This window comes from Dyella marensis (assembly GCF_900112865.1).
In the GTDB taxonomy this organism is placed as follows: Bacteria; Pseudomonadota; Gammaproteobacteria; order Xanthomonadales; family Rhodanobacteraceae; genus Dyella_D; species Dyella_D marensis_A.
Window position 1 is genome coordinate 58,071 of record NZ_FONH01000005.1, and the last position, 21,347, is coordinate 79,417.

At 68.3% G+C, this 21,347-nt stretch carries 24 protein-coding genes; 20 read left to right on the top strand and 4 right to left on the bottom strand.

The features are described 5' to 3' along the window. Window positions 1-36 precede the first annotated feature (36 nt). The 4 genes from BM172_RS09760 to BM172_RS09775 are packed head-to-tail and all read left to right on the top strand — an operon-like array spanning window position 37 to window position 3,923. The gene (locus BM172_RS09760; protein WP_428844762.1) at window positions 37-1,344 is read left to right on the top strand and encodes a FliI/YscN family ATPase; all 1,308 of its coding nucleotides are present in this window, start codon (window positions 37-39) and stop codon (window positions 1,342-1,344) included. Then, window positions 1,341-1,829, top strand: coding sequence for a hypothetical protein (locus tag BM172_RS09765; RefSeq protein WP_026635355.1), 489 nt, complete (start codon window positions 1,341-1,343; stop codon window positions 1,827-1,829). The genes BM172_RS09760 and BM172_RS09765 overlap by 4 nt, the downstream gene beginning before the upstream one ends. Before the next feature lie 7 nt (window positions 1,830-1,836). Next, on the top strand, window positions 1,837-2,547 hold the full coding sequence (locus tag BM172_RS09770) for a type III secretion HpaP family protein (RefSeq protein ID WP_026635356.1): 711 nt from the start codon (window positions 1,837-1,839) through the stop codon (window positions 2,545-2,547). A gap of 8 nt (window positions 2,548-2,555) precedes the next feature. Further along, the gene (locus BM172_RS09775; protein ID WP_026635357.1) at window positions 2,556-3,923 is read left to right on the top strand and encodes a LysM peptidoglycan-binding domain-containing protein; all 1,368 of its coding nucleotides are present in this window, start codon (window positions 2,556-2,558) and stop codon (window positions 3,921-3,923) included. 100 nt (window positions 3,924-4,023) lie between these two features. Here BM172_RS09775 and BM172_RS09780 read toward each other — a convergent pair whose 3' ends face one another. Together BM172_RS09780 and BM172_RS09785 are read right to left on the bottom strand one after the other, a co-directional pair. After that, window positions 4,024-4,779: an ankyrin repeat domain-containing protein gene (locus tag BM172_RS09780; protein WP_026635358.1), complete on the bottom strand. Its 756-nt coding sequence runs from the start codon at window positions 4,777-4,779 to the stop codon at window positions 4,024-4,026. 95 nt (window positions 4,780-4,874) lie between these two features. Beyond that, the gene (locus BM172_RS09785; RefSeq protein ID WP_026635359.1) at window positions 4,875-5,855 is read right to left on the bottom strand and encodes a Tle-like phospholipase domain-containing protein; all 981 of its coding nucleotides are present in this window, start codon (window positions 5,853-5,855) and stop codon (window positions 4,875-4,877) included. A gap of 208 nt (window positions 5,856-6,063) precedes the next feature. Between BM172_RS09785 and BM172_RS22680 the strand changes: the two genes are divergently transcribed. After that, window positions 6,064-7,839 carry a LysM peptidoglycan-binding domain-containing protein gene (locus tag BM172_RS22680; protein ID WP_197022867.1) on the top strand — a complete coding sequence of 592 codons (1,776 nt, stop codon included), beginning with the start codon at window positions 6,064-6,066 and terminating at the stop codon, window positions 7,837-7,839. A 69-nt stretch (window positions 7,840-7,908) separates the two neighbouring features. On the opposite strand, the gene BM172_RS09800 is transcribed toward BM172_RS22680, so the two are convergent. Continuing rightward, window positions 7,909-8,328: a hypothetical protein gene (locus BM172_RS09800; protein WP_026635360.1), complete on the bottom strand. Its 420-nt coding sequence runs from the start codon at window positions 8,326-8,328 to the stop codon at window positions 7,909-7,911. Between the two features lie 104 nt (window positions 8,329-8,432). On the opposite strand from BM172_RS09800, the gene queD reads away from it, so the two are divergent. From queD to BM172_RS09870, 14 genes are all read left to right on the top strand, one after another. Next, a complete protein-coding gene (gene queD / locus BM172_RS09805) occupies window positions 8,433-8,795 on the top strand; it encodes a 6-carboxytetrahydropterin synthase QueD (RefSeq protein ID WP_026635361.1) in 363 nt (120 codons plus the stop codon). Between the two features lie 154 nt (window positions 8,796-8,949). Next, window positions 8,950-9,342, top strand: a complete 393-nt coding sequence (locus tag BM172_RS09810; RefSeq protein WP_026635362.1) for a phasin family protein — start codon at window positions 8,950-8,952, stop codon at window positions 9,340-9,342. A 258-nt stretch (window positions 9,343-9,600) separates the two neighbouring features. Beyond that, a complete protein-coding gene (locus BM172_RS09815; RefSeq protein WP_026635363.1) occupies window positions 9,601-9,966 on the top strand; it encodes a hypothetical protein in 366 nt (121 codons plus the stop codon). Window positions 9,967-9,969: 3 nt separating this feature from the next. Further along, entirely contained in the window at window positions 9,970-10,803 is an 834-nt protein-coding gene (gene atpB / locus BM172_RS09820) for a F0F1 ATP synthase subunit A (RefSeq protein WP_026635364.1), read from the top strand. Window positions 10,804-10,881: 78 nt separating this feature from the next. After that, window positions 10,882-11,169 carry a F0F1 ATP synthase subunit C gene (gene atpE / locus BM172_RS09825; protein ID WP_026635365.1) on the top strand — a complete coding sequence of 96 codons (288 nt, stop codon included), beginning with the start codon at window positions 10,882-10,884 and terminating at the stop codon, window positions 11,167-11,169. Between the two features lie 80 nt (window positions 11,170-11,249). Then, window positions 11,250-11,720 carry a F0F1 ATP synthase subunit B gene (locus BM172_RS09830; protein WP_026635366.1) on the top strand — a complete coding sequence of 157 codons (471 nt, stop codon included), beginning with the start codon at window positions 11,250-11,252 and terminating at the stop codon, window positions 11,718-11,720. A 3-nt stretch (window positions 11,721-11,723) separates the two neighbouring features. Further along, the gene (locus BM172_RS09835; protein WP_026635367.1) at window positions 11,724-12,257 is read left to right on the top strand and encodes a F0F1 ATP synthase subunit delta; all 534 of its coding nucleotides are present in this window, start codon (window positions 11,724-11,726) and stop codon (window positions 12,255-12,257) included. Between the two features lie 94 nt (window positions 12,258-12,351). Beyond that, the gene (gene atpA, locus BM172_RS09840) at window positions 12,352-13,902 is read left to right on the top strand and encodes a F0F1 ATP synthase subunit alpha (protein WP_026635368.1); all 1,551 of its coding nucleotides are present in this window, start codon (window positions 12,352-12,354) and stop codon (window positions 13,900-13,902) included. 69 nt (window positions 13,903-13,971) lie between these two features. Then, entirely contained in the window at window positions 13,972-14,889 is a 918-nt protein-coding gene (gene atpG, locus BM172_RS09845) for a F0F1 ATP synthase subunit gamma (protein WP_026635369.1), read from the top strand. Window positions 14,890-15,014: 125 nt separating this feature from the next. Next, complete coding sequence (gene atpD / locus BM172_RS09850; RefSeq protein ID WP_026635370.1) at window positions 15,015-16,448, top strand: F0F1 ATP synthase subunit beta; 1,434 nt, start codon at window positions 15,015-15,017, stop codon at window positions 16,446-16,448. Between the two features lie 120 nt (window positions 16,449-16,568). Next, window positions 16,569-16,994, top strand: a complete 426-nt coding sequence (locus tag BM172_RS09855) for a F0F1 ATP synthase subunit epsilon (RefSeq protein ID WP_026635371.1) — start codon at window positions 16,569-16,571, stop codon at window positions 16,992-16,994. Between the two features lie 104 nt (window positions 16,995-17,098). Then, a complete protein-coding gene (locus tag BM172_RS09860; RefSeq protein ID WP_231504200.1) occupies window positions 17,099-17,650 on the top strand; it encodes an energy transducer TonB in 552 nt (183 codons plus the stop codon). A gap of 45 nt (window positions 17,651-17,695) precedes the next feature. Further along, window positions 17,696-19,063: a bifunctional UDP-N-acetylglucosamine diphosphorylase/glucosamine-1-phosphate N-acetyltransferase GlmU gene (glmU, locus tag BM172_RS09865; RefSeq protein ID WP_026635372.1), complete on the top strand. Its 1,368-nt coding sequence runs from the start codon at window positions 17,696-17,698 to the stop codon at window positions 19,061-19,063. A 95-nt stretch (window positions 19,064-19,158) separates the two neighbouring features. Next, window positions 19,159-19,935 carry a DUF4850 domain-containing protein gene (locus BM172_RS09870; protein WP_026635373.1) on the top strand — a complete coding sequence of 259 codons (777 nt, stop codon included), beginning with the start codon at window positions 19,159-19,161 and terminating at the stop codon, window positions 19,933-19,935. Here BM172_RS09870 and BM172_RS09875 read toward each other — a convergent pair whose 3' ends face one another. Then, the gene (locus BM172_RS09875) at window positions 19,936-20,928 is read right to left on the bottom strand and encodes a chorismate transformation FkbO/Hyg5 family protein (RefSeq protein WP_026635374.1); all 993 of its coding nucleotides are present in this window, start codon (window positions 20,926-20,928) and stop codon (window positions 19,936-19,938) included. A gap of 94 nt (window positions 20,929-21,022) precedes the next feature. Here BM172_RS09875 and BM172_RS09880 point away from each other — a divergent pair, with 94 nt between their 5' ends. Then, window positions 21,023-21,295 carry a phosphopantetheine-binding protein gene (locus BM172_RS09880; protein WP_026635375.1) on the top strand — a complete coding sequence of 91 codons (273 nt, stop codon included), beginning with the start codon at window positions 21,023-21,025 and terminating at the stop codon, window positions 21,293-21,295. Window positions 21,296-21,347: the final 52 nt, after the last annotated feature.

A 21,347-nucleotide genomic window follows, 5' to 3' on the forward strand; every position in this document is an offset into this window, starting at 1 on the left:
GTGTCGCCGTCCGACGCCGCGCCCGAGGTCATGGCCGTGCCGGCCGACGACCCGCTGCTGCGCGCGCTGAGCCGGCGCGACACGCTGCAGCGCGTCGGCCGCGTGGCCGAGGCCTACGGCACCCTGGTGCGCGCCACCGGCGTGCGCGCGGCGATCGGCGAGCTGTGCCTGCTGGAACAACCCGACAACGATTTCAGCCTGCCGGCGGAAGTGGTGGGCGTTTCGCAGCACCAGACGCTGCTGACCCCGCTCGGCCCGCTCGAAGGCATTTCCACCGCCACCACGGTGACCGCGACCGGCAAGCAGGCCACCGCGCCGGCCGGCATGAGCCTGCTCGGCCGGGTGATCGACGCGCATGGCGATCCGCTGGACGGCCTGGGTCCGCTGGAGCAGGTGGAGCGCGTGCCGCTGTATGCGCCGTCGCCCAATCCGCTCAGCCGCCAGGTGATCGACCAGGCCATGCCCACCGGCGTGCGCGCGATCGACGCCGCGCTCACCATCGGCCGCGGCCAGCGCACCGGCATCTTCGCCGTCGCCGGCGGCGGCAAGAGCACCCTGCTCGGCATGCTGGCGCGCAATGCGCAGGCCGATGTCAACGTGATCGTGCTGGTGGGCGAGCGCGGCCGCGAGGTGGGCGAATTCCTGCACGACAGCCTGGGCGAAGAAGGCCTCAAGCGCAGCGTCGTGGTGGTCGCCACCTCCGACCGGCCGGCGCTGGAGCGCAGCCGCGTGGCCTGGCTGGGCACGGCGATCGCCGAATACTTCCGCGATCGCGGCATGAACGTGCTGCTGATGATGGACTCGATCACCCGCTTCGCCCGCGCGCTGCGCGACGTCGGCCTGGCGATGGGCGAGCCGCCGTCGCGGCGCGGCTTCACGCCGTCGGTGTTCTCCGCGCTGCCGCGCCTGTTCGAGCGCGCCGGCACCAATGACAAGGGCGCGATCACCGCGTTCTACACCGTGCTGATGGAAGACGAGGACGGCAGCGATCCGATCGCCGAGGAAGTGCGCTCGATCCTGGATGGCCATATCTACCTGTCGCGCCGCCTGGCGCAGGCGGGGCATTACCCGGCCATCGACGTGCTGGCCAGCGCCAGCCGCCTGATGCCGCGCGTGACCGGCAGCGCGCACCAGCGTGCCGCCTCGCTGTTGCGCCGCTACGTGGCCAAGTACCGCGACATCGAAATGCTGTTGCAGCTGGGCGAGTACAAACCCGGCGGTGACGCCGACGCCGACACGGCGATCGCGCGCATCGACGCCATCAACCAACTGTTGCGCCAGGGCACGCATGAGGCGGCCGATTTCGCCGGCACGCGCGCGCGCCTGACGGGAGTGTGCACATGAGCGCGAGCAAATTCCCCCTGGAACCGCTGCGCACCGTGCGCGGCATCCGCCTGCATGCGCTGGAGACGGAGCTCAAGCAGTGCCGCGAGCGCCAGCACATCGCCGACGAAGAGCGCATGGCCGCGGACGAGCGCCTGCAGCAGGCCAGCTTCGCGCGGCAGGATTTCGCCGACCGCAGCTGGGCCGGCATGTTCGCCGACGGTGCGCCCACCGCGCTGGCGATCGATCGCTACGAACGGCATCTGCAACTGCTCGATCACCAGATCGCGCTGTGCCGCGCTGAGCTGGAGGAGCGCGAGATCGCCTGCGCGCAGGCGCAGGCCGCGCTGGACCGCGCTGCCGCCGCATGGCGCCAGGCACGCGGCAAGCTCGATGCCGTCGACGAGATGAAACAGGGCTGGCTGCGCGAGATGCGCGGCCGCATCGAATGGAGCGAGGAACAGAGCCTGGAAGAACTGTTCCTGCAGCGCGCACCGACGCACTGAGGTCCTTATGCGCAACGATGCCACCACGACCACGCGCACCACGCCGCCAGCGCCGCATACGCATATCCAGCGCGCCAAGGACGAAGCGCCGCGCGGCCGCGAAGAGATCCAGCGCTTCCGCAAGCTGATGGACGGCAAGGGCCAGGACGCACAGGACAGCGGTGAGACCGCCACCGGTCCGCAGGGGCTGGCTGCCAGCGAGCAGGAGAAGGCGCTGCGCGACCTGCTGCAACGCCAGCTCGACGCCTCGGCCGGCAAGGCCACGGCGCTGCCGCCGCGTGACGGCGAGCGCGACAGCGATACCTCGTCCGACAGCGGCGGCCAGCAGGATGGACAGGCGCTGGCCACGGCCGGCGCGCAGGCCTGGCAGCAGGCGCAGCAGATCGTGATGCAAGGCGCGCAGCAGGCCGCGCCAGTAGCGCAGAGCGCGCTCGCGCCGGCGCTGGCCGAACTGATCGAGCGCCATGTGAAGCAGCTGCTGGTGCCCGAATCGCGCAGCTCCGCGCAGTCGCGCGAAATCATGATCACGCTGAAGGATGGCGTGCTGCCCGGCACCGAGCTGTGGCTGAGCCGCACCGACAAGGGTTGGAAGCTGCGTGCCGATACGCGTTCGCCGGATGCCTACCGCCAGTTGCTCGAAGGTGCGCCGCAGCTGATCGAGCGTTTTGCCAACCGGCACCTGGGCGAACTCGAGATCGATCCTGAATTGCTCGGCTGAGGTGACGGATGAAAGGCATCGACGGCATCCTCAAGGGCGATCCGATCCTGCAGCTGCTGGGCGGCAATCGCGGCGGGCAAGGCAATGCCAACGGCCATGTGCAGCTGAGCTTCCCGATGTCGCCCGGCGACACCGTGAGCACCATCGCCGGCAAGCTCGGCCTGCCGCTGGACAGCCTGCTGCAGGTCAATCCGGGCATGAGCGCGAACACGCCCTTGTCGGCCGGGCTGACCGTGCAGCTGCCGGTATCCAGCCTCGGCGACCTCAATGGCAACTGGGCCAGTCGCGGCAACGGCAACGTCGACAACAACGCTGGTAACCAGGGCCATGAGCTGCCGCTGCTGCCCGACCTGGCCGATGCATTGCGCGGCAGCGCGCGGCTCGATGGCATCCAGTTGGGCGTGACGCTTTCCACCAGCGCGAACCTGCAGTCCGTGCCGCTGATCGCCGCCGGCGCGCTCAACAGCGCCGACCTGGCCGCGCAGGCCGGGCGCAACCCGCTGGCGGGCTGGCCTGGCGGCACCGCGCCGGGGAGCGCGCCGGTGAACTCTGTGCAGGGGGCGGATCGCAGTGGCGTGGTGGCCACCGGCGTGCCGGCTTCCGCGCTGGGCGCCGCGCGCGCCGACCATGTGGTGCTCAGCTTTGCCCAGGCCGCTGGCGCGATGGCGCAGGCGGCGATGAACCAGCAGCGTGGCAACGAGTCCGTGCCGCCACCGCCGCCGATGCCCTGGCTGGACGGCGCACGGCCGGCCCTGGTGGCCGCCCCGGCGGCCTGGCAGGCGATGCCGCAGGGCACGCCGCCGGCCGGCTGGAGCGTGGCCGCGGCGGCGGTCGATGGCAATGAAGCCAAGCTGCAGATCATGGCCTTGCTGATGGCCCAGCTCGGCCAGGCCGCTGCCGGCGGCGCGGCGGCGAATGTGCAGACGCCCGGCTTCGTCGATCCGCAGGCGGTTGCCGCGCAGGCCGCGGCGATGCGCGCCGGGCGCAATATCGATCTGGGCTCCGGCCGCAGCCTGCAGTTCACCCTGGTGCAGGACCGCATGCGCCGCGTCGGCGCGGTCGGCGAGGAAGAAGGCGCCGCCGCCGGTCGCCGCCCTGGCGAGGCCGCCGTGAAGTCGACGCGCGAGCGCCGCGCCGAGAGCGAGGAATCCGAGGAGAGCCGCGACCGCCGCGAGCAGGACCGCCGCCGCCGCGCCGCCGAGGCCGCCCTGCGCCGCCGCCGGCGCAAGCTCAGCACGCGCTGCCGCGTGCACCGCGGACCGCGCCTGCCGTTGCGCGAACCGGGCCGCGGACGCTATCCGCAGGCAGTGGACTGGGCGGAATTCCGCGGGCGCCTGCCGCCACGGTATCTGTGGGGCAGCGCGCCAGACGCGTAGGCCCCCCGGTAGGTTGGAGTGAGCGCAGCGAACCCCAACGTGTCGTTTGCCGTGCACCGTCCGTTGGGGTTCGCTGCGCTCACCCCAACCTACGTCGCGCTTATTGCACGCCCTGCTCCACCGCCACCCCGTGCTGCCGCAGCCACTGATGCACCTGCTCGTGCTGCGCGCGCGCGCTGGCGTTGAGGCCGCCCGCGGGAAGGATGTTGAAGTAGGTCTGGAACGTCGCCCCCTGCTGGTTGCGCCGGGTGGCGTCTGCGCCCGTTTCGAGCAGGCGCAGCACGCAATGCGTGCGATGCACCTTGGCGGCGACATGCAGCGGCGTGTTGCCCAGGCGGTCGGCGCGGTTCGGGTCGGCGTGGTGCGCCAGCAACAGATCGAACGCGTCGTCGCCGGGATTCATCAGCGCGGCATCCAGCGGCGGCGCCTCGGTGATGCCATGCGGCGCGTTGGGATCGGCGCCATGGTCGAGCAAGACGCGCAGATAGCTCGGATCGCTCGCCATCGCGGCCAGATGCAGCACGGTCGCGCCGCCCACGCCGGGCCGCGACGGATCGGCGCCGGCGCGCAGCAGGGTTTCCATGGCGCGGCGGTCCTTGTGCAGCAGCGCCCATTCCAGCGGCGTCACGCCGCGCTCGCCCTGTGCGTTGAGATCGGCGCCTTCCCTGCCCAGGGTACGCACGCGTTCTTCGTCGCCGCGCGCGGCGGCATCGACCACCGCGACGACACGCGCGTCGGCGAATACCTTGCTTGCATCCGTGTCGCTCATGGCCTCTCTTCCCGCGACGGTGCCGGCGAGCGCGACGCTCGCCAGCAGGCACCAGGCGGCGAGCCTGGTGCGATGGACCTGCATCATGCCGGGTTCTCCGGTATCGGCACAGCGCCGAAAACCGCCCGAGTACAGCACGGGCGGCGTCACGGTTTCATGGTGAGCGAGTCAGGAGGATCGGTTCAAGAAGACCACGGATGGTCTTTCTGCAGTGCGGCGAGCACCGCATCGTCATCGTGCAGTTCGACGGAGTGTTTCGCTACGTCGATCTTGTACTTCGCCTCCAGCACCTCGGCCTTGCCGGTGAGCCAGTCGTACCAGTGGATGTCCGGCTTGGCGACCGGATCCGGGTCGTTCAGCGCGATCTTGTGGCCGACCGCATCGGGCAAGGGCGAGTGTTCCTGCACGGTGGTGAGGATTTCGCCGTTCACCGCGTAGCGGCGGATCAGGCCGTCTTCGGCCTGCTGTTTCAGCGCGGCGGGATCGCCCTCGGGAATCAGACGGCGGATCGTCTCGTCGTTCAAGCCGGCGGCGTTGAAGGTGACGCCGGCGGCATCCGTCGCCAACGAGGCGATAGAAGCGAGCCCGCCGCCCAGCGAATGGCCGGTGATCGCCAGGCTGTTGCCGAACGCCGCCTTGGCCTCGGTGGCCAGCGCCACCGCCTGGTTGTACTGCGCGGCGGAAATGCCTAAGCCCTGCTCGGCGTTGTTGAGCCAGTCCTGGATGTCGTTGGAGCCGGCGAAGGCCAGCACGTGGTCGCCGTTCTTGTCCTGGTAGATGGCGGCGCGGAAGCCGGTGCCGGGATCTTCCAGCGACGCCGGATCGATGCCGGCCTGGGCGAGCTGATCGCCGGTCAGGCGGGTCCAGCCGCCGACGCCCTGGCTGTGCGGGTCGTAGACGTCCTGGGCGATCTGCGCGAGCTGCAGGTCGATCGCCTTGGCATCGGTGCCGCGTACCTGCGCGTCGAAGTTCGGCGCCGCGTTGGCTGCGGCGCCGAACATGGAACGGGTGAGGCTCGCCAGCTGCGGATTGAACGCGAGCTGCGGCTGCGAGACATGCGCATCGGGATGCGCGGCGCTGTTGGCCGCGGCTTGCGCCGCAGCGTCCTGGCGATCTACCGGCAGCGCCGCGCTGCTGCGTTGGGACTGCAGTTCCAGGTACATCGCTCCACCTCCCTTGGTGACGCATCGGACCATAGCGCTGCCGCTTGAGCGGCGATCAGTAGGGCGGTCCCTAGCTGGGGTTTTCCCTAGGTCATTTGGACGTCTATCTAGGGACATACCTAGCTGGGGAAAGTCCCAATGGGAGAGTCCGTTGTCACGGTGCTGCAATTCGGCGGTCGCCCATCTTCCCAAGCGAAAGAGGCCTTCCATGACCGCAGTCAGCGCCGTGCGCTCCTCCCCGGCCTTCGCCGCCAGCGAGGATGCATCGAACACCTACTCTGTGCAGCACGGCGATTCGCTGTCAGCCATCGCGAAGCGCTTCGGCGTCTCGCTCGCCGCGCTGGAAGCGGCCAATCCGCAGATCGCCAATCCGAACCGGATCTATCCCGGCGACAGCATCCATCTGCCCGCCGGCGCCAGCGATGGCGGCAGCAAGCCTGCGGCGCCCGCCTCGACGGGTGGCGCGCAACCGGCGGCCGGCAAGGCCGGCCCGGCCTCCGGCTTCAGCATCAGCCAGAACGGCGTGCAGATGATCGAGGGTTTCGAGGGCTACAGCGCGAGTGCGTATCCCGATCCGGGCACCGGCGGCGCGCCGTGGACCATCGGCTACGGCCATACCAAGGGCGTGCAGCCGGGGCAGACCATCACCCGCGCGCAGGCCGAGCAGTTCCTCAAAGAGGACCTGGCCTGGGCGCAGGACGCGGTGCGCCGCAACGTGCACGTGCCGATCAGTCAGAACCAGTTCGATGCGCTGGTGAGCCTGACCTACAACCTCGGCGCGAACGGTTATCCGGGCCTGCTGGCTAAGCTCAATGCCGGCGACTACAAGGGCGCGCAGGCGATGTTCGGCGAGTACGTGCATGCCGGCGGCCATGTGCTGCAGGGGCTGGTGAACCGGCGCGCGAAGGAGGCGGCCTTGTTCGGCAGCGATGCGCCGAGCGGCGGCAATCCGCCGTCGCCGCCATCGCCGCCGGCTCCCCCGGGCGGTTCGCGCAACTACACCGTGCAGCCGGGCGATACGCTGTCGGCGATCGCGGCGCGGCAGGGTGTGTCTTTGAAGGCGCTGGAAGCGGCCAATCCGCAGATCCGCGACTTCAACCACATCTATCCCGGGCAGGTGATCCATCTGCCGGGCGGTGGCGGCAGTGCGGCGTCGGGCGGAAGCTATACGGTGAAGTCCGGCGACACGATGTCGGGCATTGCCGCGCGGCATGGCGTGTCGTTGTCGGCGCTGCTGGCGGCCAATCCGCAGATTTCCAATCCGAATCGCATCTATCCGGGACAGGTCATCCACCTGCCCGGCGGCAGCAATGCCAGCAAGGCGCCGGCGGGCCACGACTACACCGTGCGTTCCGGCGACACCATGTCGAGCATCGCCTCGCGCAACGGCGTCTCGCTGGCCGCGCTGGAGCGCGCCAATCCGCAGATTTCCAATCCCAACCGCATCTATCCCGGGCAGGTCGTACACATCCCTGGCGCGGGCGGCACGCAAGGCACCGGCGGCACGCAGGGTACGGGCGGCGTGAACGGCAGCAGCGGCGCCAGCGGCAGCAAGGCGGTGGATATCGCCAGGCAGTTCGTCGGGCGCAACGCTTCGGAGTTGAAGCGCAGCGGGGCCTTGCCGATGAATCCCAACGTGCCCTCGGACGTGTGCTGCGCGAATTTCGTCTCCGCAGTGCTGCAGAAGGCGGGGCTGTTGGATAAGCACACCGACCTGGTGTCGGGTTCCAGCCGCACGGGGCAGGGCGCCGCCGGTTCGATCGGCCGCATCCTCAAGGATCGCGGCTGGAAAGTGGTCGACGCCGCGCACGCCAAGCCGGGCGACGTGTGCATCCTCAACAACGGCGGCCATGTCGAGCTGGTCGCCAGCAACAAGGGCGGCAACATCCAGCTGATCGGTTCGAACAACACCAACAGCGACGGCACGCAGCGGGTCGGCTACGGCCACCCTTACGGCGGTGCGTGGTACCTCACGCCCCCTTGAGGCTGCGGCCAAGCGGGGGAGGGCGAAGGGCGGCCGCAGGGTCGCCCTTCGCCTTTCTGCGCGGATGGATCAGTCGGCGAAGAGCGCGGCGGGCGCGCCGTAGGTCTGCGCCCAGGCGGCCCAGGCCGGATCGGTGGGGCCGATCGCCTCGGCCCTGATCGTCCAGTGGCCCGCCTTGCGTTCCAGCAGGGCGGCGTAGACGCGCGACAGGGCGCCGTGGCTGGCCGCTTCCTCGAACTCGGTGCCGGCGAAATCCACGGGCTTGCCGCCGGCGCCCTGCAGGTGTGCACGCAGGAAGGCCCAGTCGTCGGCGATGCGGAGGCTATCGACGGCGAACAGCACCGGCTGGTGCAGCCGGTGCTCCAGCGGCGCGCGGGCGGCATCGAGCAGGGCCTTGCGTTCGGGGCTGCCGGCGTCCGGCGTGCTGGCGGCTTGGGCGATGGCGTTCATGGCGGTCAGGCTCAGCAGCAGGGTGGCGAGGAGGCGCATGAGGGAGGCTCGTGCCTGGTCCGGGCGAGTATGCCGCCGCGCGCGGCGGCGCCGGACCTGGGGCTTTCCCCAGTGCGCGCGGGGCGAGGCGCTAGAATGTCGCGATGCATATCTTCAAGCTCTTTCACCTCGAAGCCGCCCACCGCCTGCCCAACGTGCCGCCGGGGCACAAGTGCGCGCGCCTGCACGGGCATTCCTTCCGCGTGGAAATCCACGTCGCCGGCGAGCCGGACCCGCACCAGGGCTGGGTGATGGACTTCGCCGACGTCAAGGCGGCCTTCGCCCCGCTGTACGACCAGCTCGACCACCATTACCTCAACGACATCGAAGGCCTGGAAAACCCCACCAGCGAGAACCTCGCGCGCTGGATATTCCGTCGCCTGGAGCCGCGCCTGCCGGGGCTGGACAAAGTGGTGGTGCACGAGACCTGCACCTCCGGCGCCAGCTGCAGCCGTGACAGCTTTTGACGCGTCGCGCCAATTCATCGATCTGTCATAGATGATTGTTGCAAAAATATTTTTCTGCGAAATTTCACTTCTTCACAAAAAATATATTGCGCCGCACAAAAGGGCTTGTTAGGCTTTGCCGCACTACCCCTATTCCCGCCGAGGGAGCAAAGCCATGACCCAGCAACTGAATGCCCAGGTGTTCGCCTACGCCAAGCAGCTGACCGACAACGCCTTCAAGGCCCAGTCGGTGGCCCTGAAGGGCCTGGAGAAGATCGCCGAGCTGCAGTTCCAGGCGCTCGAGAAGCAGTCCCAGGTGGCCTCGGACTACATCGCCGGTGCGCTCGAGACCCGCGACATCGAAGGCCTGCGCACCCTGTGGGAAAAGGGCAGCGCGCTGAGCCGCGAGAACGCCGAGCGCGCCGTGGCCGTGACCCAGGAAATCATCGCCGTGACGCAGAAGACCGCCGAGTCGCTGACCGCGCTGGCGCAGGAGCAGCAGCAGGCCGCCAACGACGCCGTGTCGGCCCCGGTCGCCGCGGTGAAGAAAGCCGCCGCCGCGAAGTAATCGCTTCAACGTCGCTCCCTCCCTCGGCGACGTCCCCAAGGCCGGACTGGTTCACCAGTCCGGCCTTTTTCTTGCCCGCGGCATGGACGCTTTGCACACGCCGCGATCGGCAAAGTGACCGATCGGGCACGAAAGTGCGGCATATCACGGGAACGCGGCTTGTCCGTCTAAATGCCCCGCTGATATACTTTTTAAGATTGGACCGTGGCCCGCAGCTGGATCGGTGCCGCCTAGTGCGAAGCCGCGCGGGGACCTCACGTGCTCAACAGTCTTGCCTCCGGACGTCGTCTCGCGCTGCGCATCGTCATGCTGCAGCTCGTCGCGGCGGCGATCGTGGGCCTCGCCTTCCTGACGCAGGGCATCCGCGACGCGATCGCGGGCGCTGCGGGCGCCGCACTGGTGGCGCTGGGTACCGCGCTGCTGGCAGCGCGCACCTTCGCAGGACTGGGCGGGGGCGGCATGACCATGGGCCGGATGGTTTCAGGCATGGTCCTGAAATGGATCGCGATCGCTGGAGGGCTGATCGTGATCCTGGGTCAATACAAACTGCCGCCACTGGCCGCTATCACGGGGCTGGTGGCTGCGTACGCAATAAATCTGCTGGCGTTCCGATTCAAGGGCTGAGACATGGCAAGCGAGCCTCAGGGCGGTTTAACCGAATACATCCAGCACCACCTGCACCACAACGTGGTGAGCCTGGGTGACAGCGCCTTCATGAAGCTCCACCTCGATTCCATCGTGGTGGCCTTCGTGCTCGGCGCGCTGTTCTGCCTGTGGTTCTGGCTGAAGGCCCGCAAGGCCACCTCCGGCGTGCCGTCCAAGGGGCAGGCCTTCGTCGAGCTGATCGTCGAGTTCGTCGATACGCAGGTGAAGGACACCTTCCACGGCGACCGCCGCACGGTGACCCCGCTGGCGCTGTCGATCTTCATGTGGGTGACCTTCCTCAACGCGATGGACCTGCTGCCGCTGGACGCGCCGGCCTTCGCGGTCACCACCGCCGCCGGTGCCGAAGCCGCGCATCACACCTTCTTCCGCTGGGTGCCGACCGCCGACATCAACACCACCGTGGGCCTGGCCCTGGCGGTGTTCTTCATCGTGCTGGGCCACGGCATGAAGGCCAAGGGCACGCTGGGTTTCGGCAAGGAACTGGTCACCGCGCCGTTCCATGCGCACAACCCGGTGGTGGTCGCGATCCTGGTGCCGTTCAACCTGGCGCTCAACATCATCGAATACCTGTCTAAGCCGGTGTCGCTCGCGATGCGACTCTTCGGCAACATGTACGGCGGCGAGCTGGTGTTCATGCTGATCGCCGGCCTGTTCGCGGGCTGGCTCAGCTTCCTGCCGGGCGTGCTGTTCAATACCGCCTGGGGGATCTTCCACATCCTGATCATCCTGCTGCAGGCGTTCATTTTCATGATGCTGACCATCGTCTACATCGCGACGGCGCGTGAGCACCATTGATCCTTAGGTTCCATCCGGTTTCGTTTTTCAATTCCGCTTCGCTCTAACCACTCTTAGAAAGATTCACAGGAGAACTCCATGAACCTCGTCGAACTCATTGCTCACGTGCAGGGCCTTACCGCCATCGCCATCGGCGTCATCATCGGCCTCGGCGCGCTGGGCGCTTGCTTGGGCATCGCCATCATGGGCTCCAAGTTCCTTGAGTCGGCCGCCCGCCAGCCGGAGCTGGTGCCGCTGCTGCAGGGCCGCATGTTCCTGCTGGCCGGCCTGATCGACGCGGCGTTCATCATCGGCCTGGCCGTGGCGCTGCTGTTCGCGTTCTCGAACCCGCTCATCGCCGCCCTGAAGACCGCCACCGGCGGTTGATCGGCGCGATAACAGTCGCCGCAGCGCAAGCGCTGCGGCGATCGGCGGTTTAACGCGTTACCGGAGTATTTGGAAAGCTCATGAATATCAATCTGACTTTCCTGGGCCAGATGGTCTCGTTCGCCATCCTGGTCTGGTTCACCACCAAGTTCATCTGGCCGCAGCTCAACGCGGCGATCGAAGAGCGCCAGAAGAAGGTCGCCGACGGCTTGGCCGCCGCCGAGAAGGCGCGCGCCGAGCTGAAGGACGCCGACGCCAAGGTCGCCACCGAGATCAAGCAGGCGCGCCAGCAGGCCGCCGAGATCATCGAGCGCGCCCAGCAGCAGGCCAACCAGATCGTGGACAAGGCCCGCGAGGACGCGGTCGCCGAGACCGCGCGCCTGAAGGCCCAGGCCGGCGAAGAGATCGCCAGCATGCAGCAGCGCGCCCGTGAGGAGCTGCGCGGCTGGGTCGGCCGTCTCGCCGTGCAGGGTGCGGAGAAGATCGTGCAGCGCGAAGTCGACGCTTCGGCCCACAAGGCCCTGCTCGACCAGCTCGTCGCCGAGATCTAAGCCATGGCGCAGGCAATCACTCTCGCCCGTCCGTATGCCCGCGCCGCCTTCGAGCTGGCGCGCGCGTCCGGCGCGCTGGGCGCCTGGTCGCAGGCGCTGGCCTTCGCCGCCGCGGTGGCCAAGGACGCGCGCGTGGCCGCGCTCGGCAACGATCCGCGCGTGCTGCCTTCGCAGCTGGTCGCGCTGCACCTGCCGCAGGGCATGGATGCGCAGGCGCCGTTCGCCAACTTCCTGGCCGAACTGGCTGAGCATCGCCGCATGGCGCTGCTGCCGGAAGTGGCCGAGCTGTTCGAGCAGTACAAGCGCGAAGCCGAGTCGCAGCTGCTGGTGAAGGTGACCAGCGCGATGGCTCTGGATGCCGCGCAGGCCGAGCAGCTGAAGGCCTCGCTCAAGCGCCGCTTCAAGCGCGACATCGAACTGGAGACCCAGGTCGACGCCTCGCTGCTCGGCGGCGTGGTGATCGATACCGGCAGCGAAGTGATCGACGGCTCCGTACGCGGCCGCCTGGCGCGCCTTTCCGGCGCGCTGACGGCCTGAGTACGCGTAGAGCCAACCCGGCCTGGCCGCGTCGCCGCGACGCAGGCCTGGCTCTCGAGTCAAGCGAATTCAAAAAAATCCCAGGATAACGACCATGTCCAGCACCACCTTGAACCCGTCCGAGATCAGCGAACTGATCAAGACCCGCATCGAGCAGTTCAAGCTCGGCGCGGAAGCCCGCAACGAGGGCACGATCATCAGCGTGTCCGACGGCATCGTGCGCATCCACGGCCTGGCCGACGTGATGCAGGGCGAAATGATCGAGCTGCCGGGCAATGCGTTCGCCCTGGCGCTGAACCTCGAGCGCGACTCGGTCGGCGCGGTGGTGCTGGGCGAGTACCAGCACCTGCGCGAAGGCGACACCGCCAAGACCACCGGCCGCATCCTCGAAGTGCCGGTCGGCCCGGAGCTGCTCGGCCGCGTGGTCGACTCGCTGGGCGCGCCGATCGACGGCAAGGGCCCGCTCAACGCCAAGCTCAGCTCGCCGATCGAGAAGGTCGCGCCGGGCGTGATCTGGCGCAAGTCGGTCGACCAGCCGGTGCAGACCGGCTACAAGTCGGTCGACTCGATGATCCCGATCGGCCGCGGCCAGCGCGAGCTGATCATCGGCGACCGCCAGACCGGCAAGACCGCGCTGGCCATCGACGCGATCATCAACCAGAAAGATTCCGGCATTAAGTGCATCTACGTCGCCATCGGCCAGAAGCGCTCGTCGATCGCCAACGTGGTGCGCAAGCTCGAAGAGAACGGCGCGCTGGCCAACACTATCGTGGTGGTCGCCTCGGCCTCCGAGTCGGCCGCGCTGCAGTACATCGCGCCGTACGCCGGCTGCGCCATGGGCGAGTACTTCCGCGACCGCGGCGAAGACGCGCTGATCATCTATGACGATCTGTCCAAGCAGGCCGTGGCCTACCGCCAGATCTCGCTGCTGCTGAAGCGCCCGCCGGGCCGCGAAGCCTACCCGGGCGACGTGTTCTATCTCCACTCGCGTCTGCTCGAGCGCGCCGCGCGCGTGTCGGAGGAATACGTCGAGAAGTTCACCAACGGCGAAGTGAAGGGCAAGACCGGCTCGCTGACCGCGCTGCCGATCATCGAGACCCAGGCCGGCGACGTGTCCGCCTTCGTGCCGACCAACGTGATCTCGATCACCGACGGCCAGATCTTCCTGGAGACCGACCTGTTCAACGCCGGCATCCGTCCGGCCGTGAACGCCGGTATCTCGGTGTCGCGCGTGGGCGGTTCGGCGCAAACCAAGATCGTCAAGAAGCTGTCCGGCGGCGTGAAGCTGGCCCTGGCGCAGTTCCGCGAGCTGGCTGCGTTCGCGCAGTTCGCCTCGGACCTGGACCCGGCCACCCGCGCCCAGCTGGACCGCGGCCAGCGCGTGACCGAGCTGATGAAGCAGAAGCAGTACGCGCCGCTGTCGATCGCCGAGCTGGCGCTGTCGGTGTACGCCGCCGAGAAGGGTTATCTCGATGACCTGGCGGTCGACAAAGTGCTGCCGTTCGAGAAGGGCCTGCATGCGTTCTTCCACCAGAACCAGGGCGAGCTGATGAAGAAGATCGTCGCCACCGGTGACTGGAACAACGACATCGAGGCCACCTTCAAGTCGGGCCTGGACGAGTACAAGAAGACCGGTAGCTGGTAAGCAGGTCACGGGAGCGGCGCCGCCGCTCCCATTGCCCGTACCCGGGCGAGCACAGCGAGCGAGAAAGAGATGGCAGGCGGACGCGAAATCAAATCCAAGATCAAGAGCACGCAGAACATGCGCAAGGTGACGCGCGCGCTCGAAATGGTCTCGGCCTCGAAGATCCGCAAGGCGCAGGATCTGATGAAGGCCTCGCGCCCCTATGCGCGCCAGATGCGCAAGGTGATCGCGCACGTCGCCCAGGCCAGCACCGACTTCAGCCATCCGTTCCTGGTGCAGCGCGAGAAGGTCGCGCGCGTCGGCTTCGTGGTGGTGTCGACCGACCGCGGCCTGTGCGGCGGCCTCAACTCGAACCTGTTCCGCCGCCTGCTGCCCGCGATCCGCGAGTGGCAGGACAAGGGCGTCGAGATCGACGTGGTGGCCGTGGGCCAGAAGGCCACCCAGTTCTTCCGCCGCATCAAGGGCGTGAACCTGGTCGGCAGCGTCACCCACCTGGGCGAGAAGCCCAAGCTCGAGCAGCTGGTGGGCGTGATCAAGGTGGTGCTGGATGCCTACACCGCCGGCAAGCTCGATCGCGTGTTCCTGGCCTACAACGACTTCGTCAATACCATGACGCAGAAGCCGACGCTGGACGCGCTGCTGCCGCTGCCGCTGGTGGCCGCGGAGCTGGAAGCGCACCAGTCGGCGGGCGAGACGGCCTATGCCGGCATCAAGCTCGAACAGTCGCACGACTGGGACTACATCTACGAGCCGGACGCCGCCACGGTGCTGGAGTACGTGCTGGGCCGCTATATCGAGTCGGTGGTCTACCAGGGCGTGCTGGAAAACCTGGCCAGCGAGCATGCCGCGCGCATGGTCGCGATGAAGGCCGCGTCGGACAACGCGAGCAAGGTCATCGGCGAGCTGACGCTGGTCTACAACAAGGCGCGTCAGGCCGCGATTACCCAGGAAATCTCGGAAATCGTCGGCGGCGCCGCGGCTGTATGAGTGCGATCATCCACGATCGCGAAGATCAAACGGGCGGCCATCCATGGCCGCACTCTTCACTAAAACCACGCGACCAGAACGGGCGCGGTTAAACCAGACATTCAAAGATCCATCCGGAGCACTCCATGAGCCAGGGTAAAGTTGTACAGATCATCGGCGCGGTCATCGACGTCGAGTTCGCACGCGATCAGGTGCCGCAGGTTTACGACGCGCTGAAGATCGACGGCACCGACATCACGCTGGAAGTCCAGCAGGTGCTCGGCGACGGCGTGGTGCGCACCATTGCCCTGGGTTCTCCGGATGGCCTCAAGCGCGGCCTGGCCGTGCGCAACACCGGCGAAGGCATCAAGGTGCCGGTCGGCAAGGCCACCCTTGGCCGCATCATGGACGTGCTGGGCAACCCGATCGACGAAGTCGGCCCGATCGAGGCCGAGGACCAATGGGTCATCCACCGCGAGGCTCCCTCGTACGACGACCAGGCCCTGGCCAACGAGCTGCTGGAAACCGGCATCAAGGTGATCGACCTGGTGTGCCCGTTCGCCAAGGGCGGCAAGGTCGGCCTGTTCGGCGGCGCCGGCGTGGGCAAGACGGTGAACATGCTCGAGCTGATCAACAACATCGCGACCCAGCACTCGGGCCTGTCGGTGTTCGCCGGCGTGGGCGAGCGTACCCGCGAAGGCAACGACTTCTATCACGAGATGCAGGACGCGGGCGTCGTCAAGATCGACAACCTGCCCGAGTCCAAGGTGGCGATGGTCTACGGCCAGATGAACGAGCCGCCGGGCAACCGCCTGCGCGTGGCGCTGACCGGCCTGACCATGGCCGAGTACTTCCGCGACCAGAAGGACGAACACGGCAAGGGCCGCGACGTGCTGTTCTTCGTCGACAACATCTACCGCTACACGCTGGCCGGTACCGAGGTGTCCGCGCTGCTCGGCCGCATGCCGTCGGCGGTGGGCTACCAGCCGACCCTGGCCGAGGAAATGGGCGTGCTGCAGGAGCGCATCACCTCCACCAAGACCGGTTCGATCACCTCGATCCAGGCCGTGTACGTGCCCGCGGACGACCTGACCGACCCGTCGCCGGCCACCACCTTCGCGCATCTCGATTCCACCGTGACGCTGAGCCGCCAGATCGCCTCGCTGGGCATCTACCCGGCCGTGGATCCGCTGGACTCGACCAGCCGCCAGCTCGACCCGAACGTGGTCGGCGCCGAGCACTACGACGTGGCCCGCCGCGTGCAGGGCACGCTGCAGCGCTACAAGGAGCTCAAGGACATCATCGCGATCCTGGGCATGGACGAGCTGTCCGAGGAAGACAAGCAGCTGGTCTACCGCGCGCGCAAGTGCGAGCGCTTCTTCTCGCAGCCGTTCCACGTGGCCGAGGTGTTCACCGGCGCCCCGGGCAAGTACGTGACGCTGAAGGAGACCATCCGCGGCTTCAAGATGATCGTGGACGGCGAAGTCGACCACATCCCGGAGCAGGCGTTCTACATGGTCGGCGGCATCGACGAGGCCATCAAGAAGGCCGAGGACATGGCCGCGAAGAAGGCGGCTTGATGGTGAGGGAATAGAGAATAGGGAATAGGGAATAGTAAGAGCCTCGTAACGGAGCGCGCTTCTCCCGATTTCCTATTCCCGACTCCCTATTCCCTAGCGAGCGAAGCGAGCAAAGAACCAATGAGCCATACCCTTCGAGTCGACATCGTCAGCGCCGAGGCCGAGATCTTCCACGGCGAGGCGACGATGGTGATCGCCACCGGCGAAATGGGCGAGCTGGGCATCGCGCCCCGCCACGCGCCGCTGATCACCCGCCTCAAGCCCGGCCACGTCGACGTGGTGCTGGCCAATGGCGAGCGCCAGCAGTTCTGGGTTTCCGGCGGCATTCTCGAAGTGCAGCCGCAAGTGGTGACCGTGCTGGCCGATACGGCCGCGCGCGCCGCCGACCTGGACGAAGCCGCCGCCCAGCGCGCCAAGCAGGAAGCCGAGGACGCCCTGGCCAACCGCACCGACGCCGAGGACATCGCCGAGGCGCAGGCCAAGCTGGCCCAGGCGCTGACCCAGCTGCAGGCGCTGGAGCGCCTGCGCAAGAACCTCAAGCACTGATTCCTTCGCGCCGGCTTCGGCGATGGGACATATGCGGAACGCCGGCCTTGTGCCGGCGTTTTCGTTTGGGCATGTTGCGGCGGTGTGTCCGCACGGAGCCGCGCGTGGCGAAGCTTTTCCGCATCGTGTCCCTGGGCTTGCTGGCCTGTCTGGCGGCGTGCAGCCAGGCACCGCGGCCATCGTCGGCGATACGAACACAGGGCGACGCCACCTGGCATGCCGTGGTCCCGGAAGGCACGGCGCGTTACGAGCTGGCCCTGGGTGAAGTCTCCAGCGGCGCCGCGCCCGAGCATCGCGTCACGCCCGTCTATCCGGCCGCGCTGCTGGCGCACTGCCCGCCGCCGGAGGAAGTGCGCGCGCTGCTGGTGGTCAGCGCCGCCGGCAAGGTCGATGACGTACGCGTGGATGACGAAGCGACCGCCGCTGCCGACCGCCGCCTGTATATCGACGCCGTGAAAGCCGCGGCAAGGCAATGGTCCTTCGTGCCGCTGAAAGTCGAACGCTGGGCCGCCGACGCCAACGGCGAAAGCCACGTCGTCGACAGCCAGGCGCGCCCGTTCAGCCTCGCCTTCGATTTCCACTTCGAATGCTACGGAGGTGCGGCACGCGTCACGGCCGGGGACGCTCCGTCAGCCCCCGGTCATGGAGCGAAATGAGCGGCTGCTATCCTGCCTCGCTGACCGAAGCCCCAAGGGACCGACATGAAGAACATGCCCCTGCACGTCATCGTCCTCGCCGCCGGCGAAGGCAAGCGCATGAAGTCCAAGAAGGCCAAGGTGCTGATGCCGCTCGCCGGCCGTCCGCTGCTGGCGCACGTGCTGGCCGCCGCGCGCGCGCTGTCGGCGCAGCAGATCCACGTGGTCTACGGCCACGGCGGCGACCAGGTGCTCGCCGCCTTCGACGGCCAGCCGGACCTGCGCTGGGTGCTGCAGGCGGAGCGCCTGGGCACCGGCCACGCCGTCGCCCAGGCCCTGAAGGACGTGCCGGATGACGCCGCCGTGCTGGTGCTCTACGGCGACGTGCCGCTGACCCAGCCGTCGACCCTGCGCCGCCTGATCGACACCGACGAAGCTCTCACCGTGCTCGCCACGCGCGTGGCCGACCCGAGGGGCTATGGCCGCGTCCTGCTGGACGGCAACGGTTTCGTGCGCGCCATCGTGGAAGAGAAGGACGCCAGCGAGGAGCAGCGCGCGATCGACCGCATCAACACCGGCATCGTCGCCGCCGACGCCGCCTCGCTGAAGCGCTGGACGGCCGGGCTCGACCGCAACAATGCGCAGGGCGAGTACTACCTTACCGACATCTTCGCCATGGCCGCGACTGAAAGCCGCCCGGCCTTCTGCGTCGAGTGCGACGACGAGATGGAAGCGGCCGGAGCCAACAACCCCTGGCAGCTCACCGAGCTCGAAGCGGTCTACCGCCAGCGCGCGGCCAAGGCGCTGGCGCTGGAAGGCGTGCGCATCGCCGACCCCGCGCGCATCGACGTGCGCGGCAGCGTCACGGTCGAGCGCGACGTGGACATCGACATCGATGTGATCCTCGAAGGCGAGGTGCACCTGGGCGAGGACGTGCGCATCGGCGCGTTCTGCCGCCTCAAGGACGTCAGGCTCGCCGCCGGCACCGTGGTGCAGGCGCACTGCGACCTCGAAGGCGTGGTCACCCACGGTCCCTGCACCATCGGCCCGTTCGCGCGCCTGCGCCCCGGCACCGAGCTGGCCGCCGGCGTGCACGTGGGCAACTTCGTCGAGACCAAGAAGGCGAAGCTGGGCGAAGGCAGCAAGGCCAATCACCTGACCTATCTGGGCGACACCGTGGTCGGCGCCCGGGTCAACATCGGCGCCGGCACCATCACCTGCAACTACGACGGCGTGAACAAGAGTGTCACCCGGATCGACGATGGCGCGTTCATCGGTTCCAATACCGCGCTGGTGGCGCCGGTGCGGGTGGGCGAGAACGCGACGATCGGCGCGGGCTCGGTGATCACCCGCGACGCGCCGGCCGGCGAACTCACCGTGGCGCGCGGCCGGCAGGCCACGCTGCACGGCTGGAAGCGTCCGCAGAAGAAATAGATTCGAACGCGCTGGCGACACGCTGTGCGGAGCGAAACCGCATCCAGGGTGCCGCTCTCGCCGTCCCACTTTCCCGAAGACAAGGAGTGTCTCGCATGCATGTCTGTCTACGCCTGGGTACCGCGCTGCTCCTGCTCGCCGCCGGCACCGGCATCGCTACCGCCGCCGATGGCCCGCGCCGGTCCCTGACCGGTCCGCCGACGCACTACATCGACGTCGCCGGCAAGGACTACCGCCTCGCCCCGGCGCATCCGCACGATGCCGCCGGCCATCCGCTCGACATCCGCGCCACCCGCATCGAGGTCAAGGACAGCGAGGGCGAATGGGAAACGCTGCGGGACGCCGACATCCCCGTGCTCACCATCGCGGTGCCGCCGGAGCTGCGCGACAAGCTCGACTGGTTCTACGCCGACGCCACCGGCTGGCTCGCCGTACCGCGCGGATGGAAACCGCAGCGCACCGCGGTGGGCGTCGACGGCAACACGGTCTTCAGCTTCGCCGCGCCGGAAGGCACGGAGGCGGGCTGGATGAGCTGGGAACTGTTGCCGGCCTGCCTGGGCTGCATCTACGAAGCGGCTCAGGGCGTGTTTCCCGGCGCGCACAAGCAGCTGGATGCGCTGATGGAGACGTCGACGCCGGAACCGGTGCTGGATCCGAAACCGGATGAGCTGCAGCGCCTGGACCGCTGCACCGTGCGCGCCGCCTATCCGTTGCCGAAATCGCCGCCGGTACGCGCGCTGATGGTGCTCGACCAGACCGGCGATCCGTTCTATCGCGAGCTGGCCATCGCCATGCCCGCGTCTTCAAGCGCAGTGGCGGACTTCCTGCTGGCGTCGTTCAAGGACGCGCACGGCGGCTGCGGCAAGCCCTGATCAGGCGTAGCGCCAGCCGTCGATCTCCACCAGCAGCTCGCGCCGGCACACATCGCCGTGCAGCAGCAGCACCGGCACGCCGGGCAGCCGCGCGGCGAGGAAGTCGAGCACGCGCGGCGCATCCGCCGGATGGCGCACATAGCCCTTCAGCGGCGAATGCGTATCGAAGCCCGAGGGCATGCCCGCGTGCGCCAGCAGGGTCTCCAGGTTGGCCAGGGTCTCGGCCAGCTGCGCGTCCAGGTCGTCCTCATGCGCGGAGCTGTGCCCGACCACCGCGGCGGTGCCGGAGATCGCCAGCACGTCCTGCCCCGGCAGGGACATCGCGCGGGCGAAGCTCGGCGGCGTGCGCCCGTACTGGCGCGGGTAGCGCCAGGCGCTGACCTGGCGCGGATTCTCCACGCGCCGGCCGGGCTGGTCGCAGGCCAGCAGGTAGACCTGCAGGCGCTGCTCGCCGGCGTGGTGACCGATCGCGGTGGCGGCGGGGAAGCCTTCGCGGAAGAACGCGCCCATGCCGGCCGCGCGGCCTTCGCAGAACAGCTTGTAGCGTTCGGCGTCGTCCTCGCCCTGGTTGATCGCGCCCAGGTAGTTCCAGATGCGCTGGACGTGATGTTCCGGCCGGTGCGCGATGAATTCGCGCAGCCGCCGGTAGGCGGTTTCGGCCGCGTCGCGCGGGCCGCCGTATTCGCCTTCGTCCAGCTCGATCGCCGCGAACAGCCAGCCCGCACCGGCGGACCAGCGCAGCGGACCTTCGCGGCCGCTCTCCACCTCGCCGTCGACCTGCCATACCTCCAGCGGCGTCGGCGCCTCCATGCCTTCGAGCGGCACGGCCAGGTAACGGGGATCGTCATGGAGCGGCGCGCCGGTGCCGAAGCCGAGCGCGGCCAGCGTGCCGGTTTCGGCCAGCACCGCGGCCAGTGCCTCGTGGCGATAGGAGATGCGGGGAGCGCGCCTTTCCGGGGCGGCCGACGGGAGGCTTTCTGAACCGGGAACCATGCACCGTAACCAGGGACGACAAGGGCGCCATGTTACACTGCCGATCCATGCCAGCCGGGGGGGAGGGCATGTACGGACGCAGTACGGAACGAGCATGGCAGAGCAGACCGCGGCACAAAGTGAACTGGCGACCCTGATCGTCGAGAGCCTCAACCTGGAGGACATCCAGCCCGCGCAGATCGACCCGGACGCCCCGCTGTTCGGCGGCGAGCTGGGCCTGGATTCCATCGACGCGCTGGAAATCGCGTTGGCCGTGTCCAAGCAGTACGGGTTCCAGCTGCGCTCGGACAATCCGGACAACCGCGCCATCTTCGCCAGCCTGCGCTCGCTCGCCGAGCACGTCGAAAAGCACCGCGCGGCGGTCTGAGCCGTGCCGACGATGCCCGGCATGCCAGGCATCCCCAGCTTCGCCGCTTCCA